Genomic DNA, 19,344 nt, shown 5'->3' with positions numbered 1-19,344 from the left:
GCGGCGTCGGAGGCCTCGAGGTGGAGGTCCCCCGGATCCTGCGAGTCACGGCGAGTTCTTGTCCGAGGTCCACCGGGCCTCTCCCCTTGGCGCCCTCCGGGGCCTCTCCGCAGCCCCCCCCGCCCCCGGGGGCGCGCCGCTCACGGTGCGCCTCCGGGCCCCACGCCGCCCCTGACGATGGAGTCACGATGACGACCGCATCGACGCCCGTCGACGCCGAGCTCCCCCGATCCGCGGGGCTCCGGCGCCGCCACACGGCCGGGCTGCTGATCCTCCTCGCCGCGGTGGCTCCGCTGCCCTTCACCGCCGCCTCCCCGGCCGTCGCCCTCGGCGAGCCGACCTCCACCGACCCGATCGCTCCGGACACCGCCGACCCCGCGATCGAGTTCCACGACGGCGACTGCTCCATGGTCGCGACAGCCCGGGCAACCCCGTCGTGAAGCGGAAGGCGCCCACCCTCGCGGCACTCGGCACCACCGCCCCGACCACCGGGTACACCGACACGAACCCCGGCGGCTGATCCCTCGTGCCGGTCGAGCAGCTGCCCCTCCCTGCCGGTCGAGCAGCCGCCCGGCGGCGCATCGAGCCCTTCGTGCTCCGCACACAGGCTCCGACACGCCCCTGACGGCGCTGCTCGACCCAGCAGGGCTCGGCACCCCGAGATCCTCTCCCCCTCCCTGAACCGCACCACTCCACTGAAGGAGCACCATGCCCCCCACCACCACACCCGCGCGGCGAGCGCCGCTGCGCGCAGCGCTCGCCGCGCTCGGCCTCGGAGCAGTGCTGCTCTCGGGCCTCGTCGCCCCGGCTCCGGCCGCGCAGGCGGCCGATGCCGTGATCCCGCAGCAGGGCCTCCTCGCCGACTACCGGTTCACGCAGACCACCGGCAGCACGGTCCCGAACACCGTGAGCGGAGGCGTGGGAGCCGCCACCGTCCGCAACGCGACCGACGCGCTCTGGACCGGCACGTCGCTCCGCCTCACCGGCGGCCCCAAGAGCAGCACCACGGCCCCCTGGGTGCAGCTGCCCGCGAACCTGCTGACCGGCCGCTCGTCGGCCACCGTCACGATCGAGACCCGCGCCGACGCGTCGATGCTCTCGAACTTCCACTTCCTGTGGAACATCGGCAGCGACAGTACGAACCAGTACTGGTTCGCGTCCGTCCGCGATCGCGTGCGCACCGCGATCACGACCAGCGGAGGGAACGGCGAGAACAACGCCCGCAGCGCCTCCGCCCTCACCGCCGACCGCTGGTACAGCCTCACGTCGGTGATCGACGGCAGCGCCGGCACGATCTCGTTCTTCGTCGACGGCGTCCAGGTCGCCTCGGCGCCCACCGCCCTGCGCCCCTCGTCGGTGGCCGACCAGTCGCTCAACACGATCGGCCGCGCACCGTACCCCGACCCGTTCTACACGGGCGAGGTCTCGGCGTTCCGCGTCTACGACCGCGCGCTCACCGGGGCGGAGGTGGTGGCCGTGTCGAGCGTCGACGCGAAGCCTCACGCCTCCACGTTCTCCCCGATCGCCGCCGCCGTGCTGGCCGGGGTCGCCCCGCTCACCGTCGACGACTCGACCACGAACCTGCCCGACTACGGAGGAGCGGTGACCTGGTCCTCCAGCGACCCGACCCTGCGCGTCTCGGCCGACGGCCGCACCCTCAGCGCCGACCGCCCCGCCGTGGGCCAGGCCGCGCGCACCTCGTCGCTCACCGCGACGGCGTCGATCCGCGGAATCGTGCAGACCCGCTCGATCGCCGTGACGGTCGAGCCGCAGGTCGGCGTCGACACCCCCTACGGCTACCTGATGGTCCACTTCGTCGAGGACTCCCAGGGCTACGCCGAGAAGATCTACCTCGACGTCTCCCGCGGCGACGACCCGGAGAAGTGGGACCCGCTCAACGGCGCGAAGCCGATCCTGGCCTCCGACCTCGGCACCACCGGTGTCCGCGACCCGTACCTGACCTACAACCCCGACACGAAGAAGTACTACATCATCGCCACGGACCTCCGCGTCTTCGGCGGCGACCGGGGCCCCAGCACCTGCGACACCTGGTGCTACTGGACCACCAAGGGCAGCACGAAGATGAACGTCTGGGAGTCGAGCGACCTCGTGTCGTGGAGCGACGTCCGCCAGTTCGACGTGGCGCTCGACGCCGCGGGGACGAAGAAGCTCGAGGCCGGCATGATGTGGGCTCCCGAGGCCACGTGGGTGCCGGACTACGCGGGACCCGGCAAGGGCGCGTTCGTCGTCTACTGGTCCTCGACGGTCTACCCGACCGCGGCGCACACGCCGGGCACCGGATCCTCCCGCGTGCTCTGGGGAGCGACCACGGACTTCACGCAGGCCACCTACTCGTACGGCGGCACCTTCATCGACACCGGGGCCGACACGATCGACACCACGCTGATCCAGGACTCCGGCACGACCTACCGGATCTCGAAGGACAACGGCACCGGCAAGGGCATCTACATGGAGTCGACCACCTCGGCGACCTGGTGGCTGCCGACGACCTCGTGGACGCAGATCCAGTCGCGCATCGGCGCGGTGTGGTCCGGCGGCAACCCCGGTGGGGTCGAGGGCCCCGCGGTGTTCAAGGACCACGGCGAGGACACCTGGTACCTGTACGTCGACGTGATCCCCGCGACCGGCTACAAGCCGATGGTGACGAACGACCTCGACACGGGCTGGACCCAGCTCACCGACCCGGGCTTCTCGCTCGCCTCGTCGACCAAGCACGGCGGCATCGTCTCGCTGACCGCGGGGCAGTACGCCGAGGTCCGCTCGGCCGACGCCGCCTCCGCGGTCCGCTCGGACCTCGGCGAGGTGACGGTCGCCTCCGGCACCGACGCCGCGGCGGCTCTGCCCGCCCGCGCCGACGTCGTGCTCGCCTACAACCGGGGCACCGCCTCGCAGCCGGTCACCTGGAACACCTCCGCGGTGGCGACGGCGCCCGGCCGCTACTCCGTCACCGGAGTCGTCCGCACGATCGGTGCGAACGACAACCAGTGGGTGGGCGCGAACGGATCGACGGCCTACAACGCCGCCGACCGTCGGCTCTCGAGCTCCACGGCCGTCACGGTCACCGCGACCGTGGTGGTGACGGCACCGACCTCGACGCTCACCGCGTCCACCCGCTGCGTCGCGGGCAAGGTCGTCCTCACCGGAGTGGTGAAGAACACGGGCACGACGCCCCTCTCGGTCGTCATCCGCTCGCCGTTCGGCGCCTCGCAGACGCTGACCGCCGCCCCCGGCGCCAGCGCCTCGGCCGCCTTCACCACCCGTCAGGCCTCGGTCCCGGCCGCCTCGCTCACCGCGGGCGCCCTGACCGCGGCCTACCCGGCGCGCACCTGCTGACGCACGCGCGCCGCTGACGCCGAGACGGCCCGCCCCCGCCGAGACACCGCCCCACCGCGGTGCCTCGGCCGGGAGCGGGCCGTCTCGGCGTCGAGCGCCTCGGAGCTCCGCGGCGGCCGCCCCACATCCCGGCACGGCAGGCTGTACGGATGAGCGCGCCTGGAACCACCGACCCCCTCGACCACGTCCGCGTGCGCGGCGCCCGCGAGAACAACCTCCGGAGCATCGACGTCGACGTGCCGCGCGACGCCCTCGTCGCCTTCACGGGGGTCTCCGGATCGGGCAAGAGCTCGCTCGCCTTCGGCACGCTCTACGCGGAGGCGCAGCGCCGCTACTTCGAGTCGGTCGCCCCCTACGCGCGGCGGCTGATCGACCAGGTCGGCGTGCCGGACGTCGACTCTATCGAGGGCCTGCCGCCGGCCGTCGCCCTCCCGCAGCGGCGCTCCGGAGGCTCGGCCCGCTCCACGGTCGGCAGTGCGACGACGCTCTCGAGCGTGGTGCGGATGGTGTTCTCGCGCATCGGCGCCTACCCCGAGGGCGCGCCGATGCTGCTCGCGGAGGACTTCTCGGCCAACACCGTGCAGGGCGCCTGCCCGAGCTGCCACGGCATCGGCCGGGTCTACGACGTCCCCGACGAGCTGATGGTGCCGGACGACTCGCTCTCGATCCGCGACGGGGCGCTCGCCGCCTGGCCGACCGCCTGGCACGGCAAGCAGCTGCGCGACAGCCTGATCTCGCTCGGACACGACATCGACGCTCCGTGGCGCGACCTGCCCGCGGAGGACCGCGACTGGATCCTGCACACTCCCGACTCCCCGCAGGTTCCCGTGTGGACCGACCGCTCTCCCGCGGAGGTGCGCGCGGCCGTGGCGGCCGGTGACGAGCCGCGCTACATGAGCACGTTCCTCGGGGTGCGCCGCTACGTGCTCGACACCTTCGCCGGCTCGAAGAGCGCCCGGATGCGCGAGCGCGCGGCCTCGTTCGTCGTCAGCGTCGCCTGCCCGGTGTGCGGCGGCCAGAGGCTGAAGCCCGACGCGCTCGCCGTCACCTTCGAGGGGCTCGACATCACCGAGCTGTCAGCGCTCCCGCTCGAGGAGCTGGTCGTCGTCGCGCGGCGCGTGCTGGAGCCCGGCTGGACCCCGGCCGACGGCGCTCCGCAGACCCGCCTGGCCGCGCAGCGGCTGGTCGAGGACCTCGTCGCCCGCCTCGCGCCGATCGTCGACCTGGGCCTCGGCCACCTCTCGCTCGACCGCTCCACGCCGACGCTCTCCTCGGGGGAGCTCCAGCGGATGCGCCTCGCAACGCAGGTGCTCTCGCGCCTCTTCGGCGTCGTCTTCGTGCTCGACGAGCCGTCCACGGGCCTGCACCCCGCCGACACGGAGGCGCTGCTCGGCATCCTGCGGACCCTGCGGGCGACCGGCAACACCGTCTTCTTCGTCGAGCACTCCCTCGACGTCATCCGCGAGGCCGACTGGATCGTCGACATCGGCCCGGGCGCGGGGTCGGGGGGCGGCACCGTCGTCTACTCCGGCCCGCTCGACGGCCTGCCGGGCGCCCGCGACTCCGTCACCCGCCGCTACCTCTTCCCCGAGGGCGACCCGGCGCCGCTGCGCTCCCGCCGCACCGCGGAGCAGTGGATCGAGCTCGCCGGAGTCTCGCGGCACACGCTCGACGACCTCTCCGTCGCGTTCCCGGTCGGGGTTCTCACCGCGGTCACCGGCGTCTCCGGATCGGGCAAGTCGACGCTCGTGAACCAGGCGCTGCCCGATCTGCTGCGCGCCTCGCTCCGCGCCGACGTCGCCGAGGACGCGCCGGCCGAGGAGGGTGGGGAGGCGGACCCGCTGCTCGACGCGGCTGCGGCGGCGACCCGCGGCACCGCCTCCGGGCCCGCGGACCGCCTGCGCCGGGTGGTGCAGGTGACCCAGACCCCGATCGGCCGGACCTCGCGCTCGAACGTCGCGACCTACACGGGCCTGTTCGACCGGGTGCGGACGCTCTTCGCGGCCACACCGGAGGCGAAGCGCCGCCGCTTCTCGGCGAGCCGCTTCTCCTTCAACCTGCCCAGCGGGCGCTGCCCCGTCTGCAAGGGCGAGGGCTCCGTGGAGGTGGAGCTGCTGTTCCTCCCGACCGTCGAGGCGCCCTGCACGGCGTGCGGCGGCACCCGGTACAACGACGAGACCCTCGAGGTCACCCTGGGCGGCCGGACGATCGCCGACGTCCTCGCGCTGAGCGTCGCCGATGCGCGCGAGGCCTTCGCCGAGGACCGCGAGGTCGCCCGCCACCTCGACGCGCTGGTGGACGTGGGGCTCGGCTACGTCTCGCTCGGCCAGCCGGCGCCCGAGCTGTCCGGGGGAGAGGCGCAGCGGGTGAAGCTCGCCTCGGAGCTGCGTCGCGCCCAGCGCGGGGACACGCTCTACCTGCTCGACGAGCCGACGTCGGGCCTGCACCCCGCCGACGCCGACCGCCTGCTCGAGCACCTGCAGCACCTGGTCGACGCGGGCAACACGGTGATCGTCGTCGAGCACGACATGCGTGTCGTCGCCGACGCGGACTGGGTCGTGGACCTCGGCCCGGGAGCGGGCCGGGCCGGCGGCTCGGTGGTCGCGACGGGCACTCCGGAGGAGGTCGCCGAGGCCGCGGGCAGCCGCACCGCTCCGTACCTCCGGGCGGCTCTGGACCGGCGCCGCTGAGCACCCGAGGACCCTGTCAGTCCTCTCACCGAAACCTCACCGAAAACAGTTGTTAACGGTAACATTCGAGGCGGCCCGCCCCCCTGGGCCGGATTTCTCAACGACGAGAGGCCTCACGAATGCGACGACGACTCCCCCTGGCCACCGTGGCGGTGATGGCGCTGACGGCGGGTCTCCTGTCGGTCGGCCCCACGGCTCAGGCCGCCCCCACCACCTCGCTCGACGCCGCGAAGGTGCTCGAGCTCCCGTTCGACGGGTCGCTCGCCGACACCAGCGGTCGTGGTACCGCCCTCGGGATGCAGAAGGGCACCGCCTCCTACGGCACCGGCCTGAACGGCCGGGCGTTCGAGTTCACCGGATCGAACGCGATCTCGCTCGGCACTGCGGCGGCGCTGCAGCCCGCCGACCTCACCGTCTCGTTCTGGTACAAGCCGACCAGCGCGATGACCGGTGAGCAGGTCTTCACCTGGAACAAGACCGCCTACAACTCCGACGGCTGGTACCTCACCTCCGAGGGCGACGGCACCCCGCTCGCGCTCTCGATCGGCCCGTCCGGCGGTCAGCCGTACAAGGTCGCCGTCGAGACCGCGCGCTCCAGCTTCTTCCCCGCGGGGGAGTGGACGCACGTGGTCGCCACGTACGACAAGAGCACCAAGGCCGTCGCCTTCTACCGCAACGGGGTGAAGCAGACCGCCGTCGTCAAGACCGCGCCGTCCTCCTCCGCGTCCGGCGTCCTCGGCTCCGAGAGCACGTCGACGAAGACCCTCGGCTTCAACGGCCCCCAGTACAACGGCGCGCACCTGCGCGGCCTGCTCGACGACTACGCGCTCTACAACGGCGTCGCCACCACCACCGACGTCGTCGCCCTGACGAAGGCCGGGAACCCCTCCTTCGACCCCGCGAGCATCGCCCGGGCCGACCTCGAGCTGGTCGCCCCGCCCGCGAGCACCAGCACCGGCTTCACCCTGCCCACCGTCGGCGCGAAGGGGTCCGCCCTCAGCTGGACCTCCTCCGACCCGGCGACCGTCGCGATCAGCGGAGGCACGGCCGCGGTCACGCCGCCCACCGGCTCCGCGACGCAGGTCGTCCTCACCGGCTCCGCCACCTACGGGGGCAGCACCGCGGTCACGAAGACCTACACTCTCCAGGTGCAGCCCCGGGGAGTGAAGACGTCGAACTACCTTCTGGAGGCCGGCCTGTCCGACGTCTCCGTGCAGGACCCCTACCTCGAGAACGGGGAGCAGCAGACCGTCGAGTACCTGCTGAGCCTCGACCCCGAGATGTTCCTCTACTCCTTCTACCGCGAGGCCGGGCTCACACCGACCACCAGCGGCGGATACGGGGGTTGGGAGCGCGAGAACGGCACCCGGTTCCAGGGCCACTTCTTCGGCCACTACCTCTCGGCGCTCTCGCAGGCCTACGCGACCGAGGAGGACGCGGCCACCAAGGCGGCTCTGCTCGCGAAGCTCACCGCTTCCGTCGACGGTCTGAAGAAGGTCCAGGACGCCTACGCGCTGAAGGACCCCGCGAACGCCGGCTACGTCTCGCCGTTCCCGACCCGCTACCTCCCCTCAGGCGGCGACGGCCTGCTCGTCCCCTTCTACAACCTGCACAAGGTGCTCGCAGGCCTCCTCGACGCCCACGACCAGGCGCCCGACGCCGTCTCGCAGAAGGCGCTCACCGTCGCCGGCGGCTTCGGCAGCTGGATCACCGCCTGGGCGGGCCGCCAGGCCAACCCCGGGCAGCTCCTGAACACGGAGTACGGCGGAATGAACGAGGCGCTCTACCGCCTGTACGAGACCACGCACGACCCGGCGCACAAGCGCGCGGCCGAGTACTTCGACGAGACCGCGCTGTTCCAGAAGCTCGCGAACAACGAGGACGTCCTCAACGGGCTGCACGCGAACACGACCGTCCCGAAGCTGATCGGCGCGCTGAAGCGCTACCGCGTCTTCACCGACGACCCGGCGCTCTACGCCACGCTCACCGCCGCGGAGAAGTCGGATCTCGACATGTACCGCCGTGCCGCCGAGAACTTCTGGCGCATGGTCGACGAGACCCACACCTACGCCAACGGCGGCAACAGCCAGTCCGAGCACTTCCACGCACCCGGCACCCTGTACGAGTACGCCACGAACGGCCAGACCACCGGCTACGGCGAGAACTCGACCTCCGAGGGCTGCAACATCTACAACATGCTCAAGCTCACCCGGGCGCTGTTCCAGGTGACCGAGGACGTGAAGTACGCCGACTTCTACGAGGAGACGTTCATCAACGGCGTCCTCTCGGTGCAGAACCCGGACACCGGCATGGTGACCTACTTCCAGCCGCAGACCGCGGGCTACGCCAAGGTCTTCGGGCACGAGCTCGACGAGTTCTGGTGCGACCACGGCTCGGGTATCGAGAGCTTCACCAAGCTCGGCGACTCGATCTACTTCGAGAAGCCGAAGACCGTCTTCGTGAACCAGTTCCGCTCCTCGGTCCTCCGCTCCTCCGCGAACAACCTCCGGCTGACCCAGACGGCGGACATCCCGAGCACGGACACGGCGACCCTGAGGGTCGAAGCGCTGGCCGGAGGAGCCGTGGCCGCGGACACGACCCTCAAGCTGCGCGTGCCGTCCTGGATCGACGGAGCGCCGACGCTCACCGTGAACGGTGCCGTCCGTGCCGTCACGGCCCAGGCCGGATACGTCTCGGTCGCCGTCGCCGCCGGTGACGTGCTGACCTGGAAGCTGCCCGCCGCGGTCAGCGCGGTCGCGGACACGGAGAACCCCGACTGGACCGCGTTCCGCTACGGACCGGTGCTGCTGGCGACCGAGCTCAACCGCTCGAACGTCGAGGCGTCCTACGTCGCCGGCGTCCTGGTGCGCATGGGCACGGCCGACAAGTCCGTGAACTCGAACGTCGTCGTCGCGGACTCCGCGGCCTGGAAGTCCGCGGTCCGCGGCAACCTGGTCCGCCTGCCCGACGGCGCGGACGGCAACGGCCGCACGACGATGCGCTTCGGCATGAAGAACGTCGACGCCGCGTCCGCCGCCCGGGTGTTCACTCCGTACTACAGCCTCTACAACGCCCGCTACGCGACCTACATGACCCTGATCGAGCCCGACTCGGCCGCGGCCCAGGAGCTGATCCGGACGCAGAAGGAGCAGCTGCGCGTCGACGAGACGACGATCGACTCCCTCACCTCCTTCGACAACAACAACAGCGAGGCCGACAAGAACTACAAGACCGCGCGGTCCTCGGTGGGGACCTGGCGCGGCGAGGGGTACCGCGACGGCGAGCGCTCGGCGGAGGCGTACTTCCAGTACGACATGATCGTCGACCCGGCTCTGCCGGCGAACTACCTCGGGGTCCGCTACTACGGCGGCGACGCGGGACGCACCTTCGACGTCTACCTCAACGACGTGAAGCTCAAGACCGAGGTGGTCTCGGGAGCGGCCGGAGCGACGAGCTGGTACGTCCAGTACGACCGGATCCCGGCGTCGATCCTCAGCGGTCTCGCCGCGAAGGACAGCTACAAGCGCGACCAGAGCGGGAAGTACGTGCTCGACGCGAAGGGGCAGAAGATCCCCGTCGTCACGGTGCGCTTCCAGGGCACCGGATCCAGCTACGTCGGCGGTGTCTTCGGGGTCTACACGACCGAGTCGACCACCTACGCTGCGGACCCGGAGCTGACGAAGCTCTCCTCCGACGTCGGGACGCTCTCGCCGGCTCTCGCCGCCGGGGTCAGGGACCACACGCTCACGGTGCCGGCCGGCACGACGAGCGTCTCGCTCGACCTGGACCCGGCCGTGCCCAGCGGCCTGGTGAAGGTCGACGGCGTGCTGATCGACGACACCGTCCGCCGCACCGTGCCGCTCGCGGCCTCGGGGACGACGAGCGTGGTCGTCGAGTCGTCGGCGCAGGACCACACGACGACAGCGACCTACCGCCTCTCCATCGTCCGCGCCTCCGCGGCGACGGTGCCGACCACCGTGACGGCCACCAGCCGCTGCGTGGCGGGCAAGGTCGTGGTGACGGTCTCCGCTCGGAACGACGCGAAGGTCCCGGCGGCGATCACCCTCGGCTCCGCCTGGGGCTCGAAGGCGTTCACCGGGATCGCTCCCGGGTCGAGCGCCTCGCACGCCTTCACCACCCGCACCGCCTCGGTGGCCGCGGGCTCGGCGACGGTGACCGCGACGGCGACCGTGGACGGAGCATCGGTGACCACCACGAAGCAGGCCGCGTACTCCGCTCTCACCTGCAAGTGACGTGACGACGACGGCCGCCGGGGATCGCCCCCGGCGGCCGTCGTCGTCAGTCGGAGGTGCGGTAGAGGCCCTGGAGCAGCCCGATGACGTCGCCCAGGACGGGCGGCGGGTCGCTCCGGATCCACGCGGCGTGCACGGGGACCGGCGGGGCGTCGCGGATGACCCGGTAGGCGAGGCCCTGCCGTCGGTACTGGCTCACCGTCGATTCCGCGGTCACTCCGCGGGCGGAGCCGCTGCTGATCACCGTGAGCCAGTCGTCGACGTCGGTCGTCGGGACGGTGATCCGCGGCCGGTCGTGCTCGGGCCAGAGGTCGAGCCGGGTGCTTCCGGTCCGGTCGTCGAGCGCCAGCGGAGCGGTCGCCACCTGGGCGAGGGTGACCGTGCGCTTCGCGGCGAGCGGGTCGTCGGCGGACAGCGCGCAGTAGCGCTTCTCGGTGCCGATCAGAGCCGACTCGACGTCCGCAGCCGGGGATCCGCGCCGGAGGATCGCCAGATCGCTGAGGCCCTCGGCGAGCCCCGCGGTGGGGGTGTTGGAGCGGATCAGCCGCAGCTCGTGGCGGGGGAGCGCCGCGGCCCAGCGGCGCTGGAACTCCTGGGTGTGCTCGCCGAGAGCCGACCAGGCGTAGCCGATCCGGATCGTGTCCGTCCCGGCCGCCGCCTCCTCGCGAAGGTCGTCGACGACGGCCAGGACGCGGCGGGCGTGCCGCAGCACCCGCTCGCCCGCCGGCGCGAGCTCGACGCTGCGGGTCGTCCGGTGGAGGAGCCTTCGTCCGAGGACGGACTCGAGCGCCGCGACGTTGCGGGAGACCGCCGTCTGGGAGATGCCGAGGTCGATCCCCGCGTCGGTGAAGGTCCCGGCGTCCACGACGCCGACGAACGACCGGAGGTGGCGCAGTTCCAGTTCCATGACCGCATCCTATTCATGCGGTTCCCGCATCGATCGGGCCGATGACGCATTGTGAGCCGGGGCCGGACGGCTCGCAGACTTCCGGAATGACGAAGCAGCTCCCCGGCGACGGCCGGACCGTCGGCGTCGCGACCGCCCTCGCGAGCGCCCTCTCGAATCAGCTCGGGGCGGCCTCCGGGACTCTGGCCTTCCCGGTCCTGGGATCCGTCGGAGTGGTCGCCGTCCGGCAGATCGTCGCCGCGCTGATCCTCCTCCCGGTCGTCCGGCCGCGGATCCGCGACCTGACCCGCGCGCAGTGGTGGCCCGTCCTGCTCCTCGCCGTGGTGTTCGGAGCGATGAACCTCACGCTCTACGCGGCCATCGACCGCATCGGGCTGGGGCTGGCGGTGACCCTGGAGTTCTGCGGGCCGCTGGCGGTCGCGCTCCTCGGCTCCCGGAGCAGGACCAGCGCGCTCTGCGCCCTCGTCGCCGGAGCAGGCGTCGTCGCGATCGCCGGGCCGAGGCCATCGTCCGACCAGGTGGGGATCGCGCTCGGTCTCGCGGCCGCGTGCTGCTGGGCCGCGTACATCCTGCTCAACCGGATCATCGGACTCCGTCTGCCCGGAGCGCAGGGGACCGCCACGGCGACCGGGATCTCCGCCGCCGTCTTCCTGCCCGTCGCCGTCTGGACGCTCGTCTCGACCCGCCCCGACGCGGGCACCGTGCTCCTGGCGGTCGGCGCCGGCGTCCTGGCGACGGCCGTCCCGTTCGTGGCCGACGTGATCGCGCTCCGGAGGCTCCCGGCGAGCGTGTTCGGGACGCTCATGAGCGCCAACCCCGTCCTGGCCGCCCTCATCGGCGCGGTCGTGCTCGGGCAGGACGTCGGCGCGGCCGGATGGATCGGCATCGCCCTCATCGTCACCGCGAACGCGGCGGTCCTCCGGCGGGGGCGTCGCGCGCGGTGAGGCCCGGCGGCGGGCCGAGCGAGAGGTGATCCCGTCGAGATGCCGCCGCTGTGCGTTACCTGTTCGTTATGAAAAAGGCGCCTACACGACCAAACCAGGGACACCCTGGGAAACGGCAGGTCGCGGGAGAAAACTCTCCTCCATGAACCAGACAGCGGCACCCGTGCGCGAGCATCGAGCTCTCTACTTCCTGCTCGCCGCCCTCGCGGGCATCGTCACGGGCGGAGTCCTCCTCGCCGTCGCCGAGCTCATCGCCCTCGCGGTCGCCCGCACCGCGAGCCCCGTGCTCGCGCTCGGCGCCTTCATCGTCGACATCGTCCCGCGCCCGCTCAAGGAGTTCGCGATCGAGACGTTCGGCGAGAACGACAAGACCTTCCTGCTCGGCAGCGTGGGCGCCGCGGTCGTCGTCGCCGCCGCGATCGCCGGAGTGCTCCAGCTGGTCCGCCCGCCGCTCGGCCAGGTGCTGCTCGTGATCGCCGGCGGCCTCTCGATCGCCGCCATCGTGACCCGCACCGGAGCGTCGCCGCTCGCTGCGGTGCCCACGCTGGTCGGACTCGTCGTCGCCGTCGTCGTCATGCACCTCCTCTTCACGCGCCTGCGCGGCTGGCGTGCGGCCCGGGCCTCGGAGGCCAGGGGAACATCCTCCGAGGCCCGTCCGGGCGCCCTCGAGCGCCGCGGCTTCTTCCGCATCGCGCTGATCTCCGCCGTCGGCGCGGCCGTCGTCGGCACCGGTGCCCGCCTGGTCAACGCGGCGACCTCCTCCCTCGCCGGTGTCCGCGACGCCCTGCGCCTGCCGTCCCCGCGCAGCACCGTCTCGGTCCCCGCGGGCGCCGAGCTCGACATCGAGGGCATCACCCCGCTCTACACGCCGAACGCCGACTTCTACCGCGTCGACACCGCCCTCACCGTGCCCAACCTGGACCCGTCGGCCTGGTCGCTGAAGATCACCGGCATGGTCGACCGCGAGGTGACGCTGAACCTCCAGCAGATCTTCGACATGGGCCTCGACGAGTACGGCATCACCCTCACCTGCGTCTCGAACCAGGTCGGCGGCAACCTCGTCGGCAACGCCAAGTGGCTCGGCGTCCCCCTGCGCGACGTGCTGAAGATGGCCGGCGTGCAGAGCGGAGCCGACATGCTCCTCTCCACCAGCAGCGACGGCTACACGGCGTCCACCCCGATCACCGCGGTCACGGACGAGAACCTCGACGCGATCCTCGCCGTCGGCATGAACGGCGAGCCCCTCCCGTTCGAGCACGGCTTCCCGGTGCGGATGATCGTGCCCGGCCTCTACGGCTACGTCTCGGCCACCAAGTGGCTCACCGAGCTCAAGGTCACCACCTTCGAGGCCGACCAGGCCTACTGGACCCCGCGCGGCTACTCCGCCGAGGCCCCCATCAAGATGTCCTCGCGGATCGACACCCCGCGGATCGGCGTCCCCGTCACCTCGGGCGCTCTCAAGATCGCGGGCGTCGCCTGGGCGCAGAGCATCGGCATCGAGAAGGTCGAGGTGAGCATCGACAACGGCGACTGGCAGGAGGCGACGCTCTCGACCCCGGTCAACCTCGACACCTGGGTGCAGTGGTTCGTCGACTGGGACGCCCAGCCCGGCTCGCACTACGTCGCGGTCCGCGCGGTCGACAAGAACGGCATGGTCCAGATCGAGGACCGCGCGCCGGTCGCGCCCGACGGATCCTCCGGCTGGCAGCGCACGCTCATCAACGTCACCTGACGCCCGGCGGAGGCGCCGATCCCCGTGGGTCGGCGCCTCCGGTGCGTCCGGCGTCCGTCGCGAGGACGCTCCCGCGGTGCGGACGGCCCTCGACGCGACGACGCCTCCGCGGCGGGCACCGCGGCACGTCCCGGCCCGGCGCGCAAGCCTCCGCGGCGGCGCGGCCCGCGAGGAGGCGCCGCTCTAGCCTTCGAGGATGCGCTCCCGGCTCCTCCACCTCCGCGAATCCTTCTGGTTCCTCCCGGCCCTGTTCGGCGTCCTCGCCGTCGGGCTGGCGCTGGGGCTGGTCGAGGTCGACCACCTGCTGGTCCGCGCCGGCGTCAGTGACATCCCCCTGATCGAGGACCTGTCGCCGACCGGCGGCCGGGCGATCCTCTCGGCGATCGGCGGGACGATGCTGGGCGTCGCCGCGACCTCGTTCTCGATCACGATCTCGGTGCTGGCGACCACGTCCTCCGCCTACGGGCCCCGGCTGGTCCGCAACTTCATGGCCGACCGCGGCAACCAGGTCGTCCTGGCGGTGCTCACGTCCACGTTCCTGTACTCCCTGATCGTGCTGCGCGCGGTGCACACGGAGGAGGACGCGTCGCTGACGTTCGTGCCGGTGGTGGCCGTCTCGTTCTCGGTGCTGCTCGCGGTGGGCGACGTAGCGGTGCTCGTCTACTTCATCCACCACATCGCGCTGTCGGTGCAGGTGACGACGCTGCAGCAGCGGGTGCTCGGCGAGCTCTTCGACGTCATCGAGCGGCTGCACCCGGAGAGCGGGGAGGAGCCGACGGACGCGGAGGAGGCCCTGCCGCCGGCGGGGCGCGAGCCGGTCGTCCTGCGGGCGGTGCGGGGCGGCTACGTCGAGCAGCTCGAGGTCGAGCGGCTGGTCGCCCTGGCCCGCCGCGGCGACGCGCGGCTCCGGGTGCTCGCGCTGCCCGGCGACCACGTCCTCGTCGGCGACCCGGTGCTCGAGGTCCTGGAGGGGTCCGTCGCCCAGGAGGAGGCGGTCGCCGCGGTCGTCGTCGCCGACGCGCGCACCCCGCACCAGGACCTCCGCTACGCCGTCCAGCAGGTGGTCGAGATCGGAGTCCGCGGGCTCGCGACCGGCACCAACGACCCGTACACCGCGGTCGGCGCCGTCGAGGCCCTGACCAGCGCGCTCGTCGACCTCTGCGGCCGGCCGGAGGCGCGCGGCCGCTACTCCAACGCCGACGGAGTCGTCCGCCTGGTCGTCCCGTGGCCTCGAGCGGGCGAGCTTCTGGCCGACGTGTTCCTCGCCCTGCGCTCGTACGCGATGGAGCAGCCGCTCGTCGTCCGCGCCGGCGTGCGCCTCGCCGAGCGGCTCGCGGTCGTCGCCCGCGGCGGGACCCGCGTCGAGCTGCACCGCCAGGTCCAGGCGTTCGCCGCCGCGCACGCCGCCGCCGACGGCGACGCCCTCGAGGCGCCGGCCCTGCGCGCGTCGCTCGCCGCGCTCGAGGCGCGTCTCGCGGCCTGACGCTCGGCCTGCCCGGCGCTCCAGGAAGCCACGCCGCCCGAGGAGTGCTCGAATCGATTCGAGTAGGCTCGGCGCATGACAGAGAACACCACTGAGCTGCGCGTGGGGGTCGTCGGCCTCGGCTTCGCCGGCACCACCCACCTCGACGCCTTCCAGTCCCTGCCCGGCGCCCGCGTCGTCGCGCTCGCCGGCCAGGAGGAGGCGCGCCTGCACGAACTCGGCGCGACCCGCGGCGTCCCCGACCTCTACGCCGACTGGGAGGAGCTCGTCGCCCGCGACGACCTCGACGTCGTCTCCATCGGCGTCCCGAACCACCTGCACCACCCGATCGCCGTGGCCGCGCTCGAGAGCGGCAAGCACGTCTTCTGCGAGAAGCCGCTCGCCACCACCGCCGAGCTGGCGGCCGAGATGGTCGAGGCCGCCCGCACGAACGACCGGGTGCTCGAGATCGCGTACAACCACCGCCGCCGCGCCGACGTCGCCTTCCTCCGCGACTACCTCGACGACGCGCCGCTGGGCGACGTCTACCACGCCCGCGCGAGCTGGCAGCGGCGCACCGGCATCCCCGGCATCGGCTCCTGGTTCACCAGCAAGGAGCTCGCCGGCGGCGGCCCGCTCATCGACCTCGGCTCCCACGTGCTCGACATCGCGCTGCACCTGCTCGACGAGCCGCGCGTGACCAGCGTCTCGGCGGTCGCGTACGGCGAGATCGGCCGCTCCGGCCGCGGAGGGCGCCCGCACGGCGTCGCCGCCACCGGCACGCACGCGTTCGAGGTGGAGGACTTCTCGAGCGCCCTGCTGCGCCTCGACAACGGCCGCTCGCTCCAGCTCGACGCCTCCTGGGCCAGCTACTCGAAGGTCGACGAGGACATCGAGGTCGAGCTGCTCGGCTCGGCCGGGGGCGCGCGCCTCCACATCGCCGACTACGCCACGGAGGGGACTCTGACGCTCTACTCCGAGGTCGCCGGAGCGCCGACCGCCTCGCACCCCGACGTGAAGGTCCCCGCCGGGCACCACCGCTCGGTCATCGCCGAGTTCCTGGAGGCGATCGCCTCGGGAGCCGACGCGCCCGCGGGCGGCCCCCGCTACTCCGGCCACTACGGCGAGTACGCGCTGCACCGCAGCCGGGTGGTCGACGCGATCTACCGCTCCGCCGCCGAGAAGCAGGAGGTGGCGGTCGCATGAGCGCCCCGATCGAGGTCCTCGTCTGGAACGAGTTCCGCCACGAGACCCGCGGCGACGAGACCGTGCTGCGCCACTACCCGGACGGCATCCACCGCGTCATCGCGGACGGACTCGCGGAGTCGCTCGGCGACGCCGTCTCGGTGCGCACCGCGACGCTCCCCGAGCCCGAGCACGGGCTCACCGAGGAGGCGCTCGCGACGACGGACGTGCTGCTGTGGTGGGGGCACATCGCGCACGAGGAGGTGTCGGACGAGGTCGTCCAGCGGGTTCAGCGGCACGTGCAGGAGGGGATGGGGATCCTGGTCCTGCACTCGGGCCACTACTCGTCGATCTTCAAGGCGCTCATGGGCACGACCTGCTCGCTGAAGTGGCGCAACGACCGCGACCGCGAGCTGGTCTGGACGATCGCGCCCACGCATCCGATCGCCGAGGGCGTGCCCAGCCCGCTGATCATCCCCGAGCAGGAGATGTACGGCGAGTACTTCGACATCCCGGTGCCGGAGGAGACGGTGTTCCTGTCGACGTTCACCGGCGGCGAGGTGTTCCGCTCCGGCGTGACCTACACCCGCGGCCTCGGGAAGGTCTTCTACTTCTCGCCCGGCGACCAGGACTACCCTGTCTACCACCACCCGGACATCCGGCGCGTGCTGGCGAACGCCGTCCGCTGGGCCCGCCCGACCCGGCCGCGCACGCCCCTCACGGCCGACCACCACCCCCGGGGCTGGTTCGAGTCCTGACGCGAGCTCCCGCGCCCTCCCCTCCCTCTCCGCGAGATGCCGCTCCGGTACGCGACACGCCGTGCCGGGCGCACCGACGTGGCGTCTCGCGGGGAGGTACTGGGGGGATGCAGCAGTCGGAGGGGCGCGAGCCGGACGAGGTGCGCCGGTACGGGGAGGCTCCGGAGCAGATCGCGGACGTCTTCCGCGGGGCGCCCGGCGGGGCGCGCCGGCCGGTCGTGCTCGTGCACGGCGGGTTCTGGCGGGCGCGGTGGGACCGGCGGCACGCCCGGCCGCTCGCGGCGGCGCTGGCCGACCGCGGGCACGACGTGCTCCTCCCCGAGTACCGGCGCACGGGCGACACGGGAGGCGGCTGGCCGGGCACCGGCGACGACGTCCTGGCCGTGCTCGCGGCGCTCCCGGCGCTGCTGCCCGGCGCCGGACCGGTCACCCTCGTCGGCCACTCCGCCGGCGGCCACCTCGCTGTCTGGTCGCAGGCCGCCCGTCCGTCGCCGCACGTCGCCGCTGTGGTGGCGCTGGCGGGCGTGCTCGACCTGGCCGCCGCCTCCGCCGACCGCCTCAGCGACGACGCCGTGGGGGAGCTCCTCGGCGGCGACCTCGCGCTGCTCCCGGGCGCCGACCCCGCGCAGCTGCCCACGCCGCCGCAGCCGACCACGCTGATCCACGGCCTACTCGACGAGGACGTCCCCGTCGCCTACAGCCGCCGATACGCCGACCGGCATCTCGCCGTGCAGCTGCACGAGCTCGCCGACGCCGACCACATGGCGCTCGTCGATCCGACGACGGCAGCCTTCGCGATCCTCCTCGCCGCGCTCGGCTGACGCGCGCCGGGAGCGGGACTGCGACGCTCCGCCCGCCGAGGCGCGACGGGAACAGGCCCCCTACAGGGCCGGCGGGTACAGGAAGAGCGGGACCTGCGCGGTGGGGAAGGTGCGGGTGACGTAGCTGTGCTTGCCGCCGTAGTTGTACTCCTCGAGGAGCACGGTGCCGTCGTCGTTGACCTTCTGCACGTACGAGACGTGGTTGTAGGTCCACCACGCGACGCAGCCGACGATCGGGACGCTGCTGGTCGCCCAGCCCTTCGCGGCCCAGTTGTCCGGCCACTCGTAGGCGCTGCCGCCGAGCGGGGTGATGTTCCCCCACGTGTACTTCCACGGCGCGGAGGTGCGGCCGGCGTCGCGGTTGAGGCGCCAGGCCACGAAGTCGACGCACTCGCGGTAGTAGTAGCCGAGGGGCGAGAGTCCGCCGCCGTCGTCGTCGATGGTCTCGTAGGGCCACGGGTAGTCGTCGCCGACCGCGCGGGTCTGCACGGTCGAGAACTCTCCGCCGTTGGATCCGGAGAGCACGGCCGCCTGGCGGCTGGCCTCGTCGAGCTGCGCCTGGGTCGGTGCGGCGAAGGCGTCGCGGACGGCGGTCTGGCCGGCGGCGTCGGAGGAGACGGTGAGGTTCTGGAGGCCGACCCGGTTCGCGGCGGCGCGGCCGGTCGTGGTGGCGGAGGAGCTGCGGGCGCCGTACGCGGGGATCGCGGCCGTGGCGAAGAGGCCGCCGACCACCGAGAAGGTGCCGAAGGCCAGGGCGCGGCGGCTGAGGCCGCGGGCCCGGGCGGGCTCGGCGGCGCGGGGAGCGACGGGGCGGAAGGCGGACGCGCGGCGCGGTGAGGCCGGGATCGACCGGGAGGCGGGGGAGGCGACGGCGGGGACCTCGACCGAGACGGTCGGAGCGGTCGCCACGGCCGTTGCGGCGTCGACGGCGGTGGGCGCGGAGTCGCCAGCGCCTGCGGAAGCGGCGGAGTCGTCCGATCCGCTGCCCTCGACCGCGGTGCCGGCGGTCGCCGCGCCCGTCTCCGTCTCGGCCCGGGCCGCACGGCGCTCGGCCTCGCGGGCCTCGCGCCGGGTCAGGGGTGCAGTGGTCGGGGTGCCGGCACTCTCCTCAGGGATGGGAATGCCTGGCTTCGACACGCGTGCGTTCTCCTCGGATGACGGTGGTGACGGGGGTCGGGGGCCGGTGGGGATCCGGCGACGAGCCACTCTAGCCCGAGGCCCGCGCATAACGGAACGAT

General features: G+C 72.7%; 12 protein-coding genes. 10 read left to right on the top strand and 2 right to left on the bottom strand.

Features of this window, described 5'->3' with window-relative positions; genetic code table 11:
• Positions 1 to 188 precede the first annotated feature (188 nt).
• The 4 genes from C5C36_RS03535 (at position 189) to C5C36_RS03520 (ending at position 10,297) form a co-directional block, all read left to right on the top strand.
• Complete coding sequence (locus tag C5C36_RS03535) at positions 189 to 440, top strand: hypothetical protein (RefSeq protein ID WP_104226573.1); 252 nt, start codon at positions 189 to 191, stop codon at positions 438 to 440.
• Positions 441 to 708: 268 nt separating this feature from the next.
• Positions 709 to 3,354, top strand: coding sequence for a LamG-like jellyroll fold domain-containing protein (locus C5C36_RS03530; protein ID WP_104248202.1), 2,646 nt, complete (start codon positions 709 to 711; stop codon positions 3,352 to 3,354).
• A 149-nt stretch (positions 3,355 to 3,503) separates the two neighbouring features.
• Positions 3,504 to 6,044 carry an excinuclease ABC subunit UvrA gene (locus C5C36_RS03525; protein WP_104260640.1) on the top strand — a complete coding sequence of 847 codons (2,541 nt, stop codon included), beginning with the start codon at positions 3,504 to 3,506 and terminating at the stop codon, positions 6,042 to 6,044.
• A gap of 119 nt (positions 6,045 to 6,163) precedes the next feature.
• Positions 6,164 to 10,297 carry a beta-L-arabinofuranosidase domain-containing protein gene (locus C5C36_RS03520; RefSeq protein WP_104309270.1) on the top strand — a complete coding sequence of 1,378 codons (4,134 nt, stop codon included), beginning with the start codon at positions 6,164 to 6,166 and terminating at the stop codon, positions 10,295 to 10,297.
• A 46-nt stretch (positions 10,298 to 10,343) separates the two neighbouring features.
• Here C5C36_RS03520 and C5C36_RS03515 read toward each other — a convergent pair whose 3' ends face one another.
• Positions 10,344 to 11,204 (bottom strand): LysR family transcriptional regulator, encoded by an 861-nt coding sequence (locus C5C36_RS03515; RefSeq protein ID WP_104309269.1) that lies wholly within the window; start codon positions 11,202 to 11,204, stop codon positions 10,344 to 10,346.
• A gap of 86 nt (positions 11,205 to 11,290) precedes the next feature.
• Here C5C36_RS03515 and C5C36_RS03510 point away from each other — a divergent pair, with 86 nt between their 5' ends.
• From C5C36_RS03510 to C5C36_RS17265, 6 genes are all read left to right on the top strand, one after another.
• Positions 11,291 to 12,148: a DMT family transporter gene (locus tag C5C36_RS03510; protein WP_104269307.1), complete on the top strand. Its 858-nt coding sequence runs from the start codon at positions 11,291 to 11,293 to the stop codon at positions 12,146 to 12,148.
• A 142-nt stretch (positions 12,149 to 12,290) separates the two neighbouring features.
• Positions 12,291 to 13,880, top strand: a complete 1,590-nt coding sequence (locus C5C36_RS03505) for a molybdopterin-dependent oxidoreductase (protein ID WP_104226578.1) — start codon at positions 12,291 to 12,293, stop codon at positions 13,878 to 13,880.
• 196 nt (positions 13,881 to 14,076) lie between these two features.
• Entirely contained in the window at positions 14,077 to 15,363 is a 1,287-nt protein-coding gene (locus C5C36_RS03500; protein WP_104309268.1) for a DUF2254 domain-containing protein, read from the top strand.
• 75 nt (positions 15,364 to 15,438) lie between these two features.
• On the top strand, positions 15,439 to 16,548 hold the full coding sequence (locus tag C5C36_RS03495; RefSeq protein WP_104309267.1) for a Gfo/Idh/MocA family protein: 1,110 nt from the start codon (positions 15,439 to 15,441) through the stop codon (positions 16,546 to 16,548).
• Positions 16,545 to 17,285 carry a ThuA domain-containing protein gene (locus tag C5C36_RS03490; protein WP_104269312.1) on the top strand — a complete coding sequence of 247 codons (741 nt, stop codon included), beginning with the start codon at positions 16,545 to 16,547 and terminating at the stop codon, positions 17,283 to 17,285. Before C5C36_RS03495 ends, C5C36_RS03490 begins: the two co-directional genes overlap by 4 nt.
• A gap of 107 nt (positions 17,286 to 17,392) precedes the next feature.
• The gene (locus C5C36_RS17265) at positions 17,393 to 18,106 is read left to right on the top strand and encodes an alpha/beta hydrolase (protein ID WP_146085301.1); all 714 of its coding nucleotides are present in this window, start codon (positions 17,393 to 17,395) and stop codon (positions 18,104 to 18,106) included.
• A gap of 60 nt (positions 18,107 to 18,166) precedes the next feature.
• Here C5C36_RS17265 and C5C36_RS03480 read toward each other — a convergent pair whose 3' ends face one another.
• Entirely contained in the window at positions 18,167 to 19,243 is a 1,077-nt protein-coding gene (locus C5C36_RS03480; RefSeq protein ID WP_104309266.1) for a CHAP domain-containing protein, read from the bottom strand.
• Positions 19,244 to 19,344 lie beyond the last annotated feature (101 nt).

This window comes from Rathayibacter sp. AY1G1, from assembly GCF_002932095.1.
GTDB lineage: Bacteria > Actinomycetota > Actinomycetes > Actinomycetales > Microbacteriaceae > Rathayibacter.
Note: the sequence above shows the minus strand (reverse complement) of the source record. Positions and strands in the feature narration are given on the sequence as shown.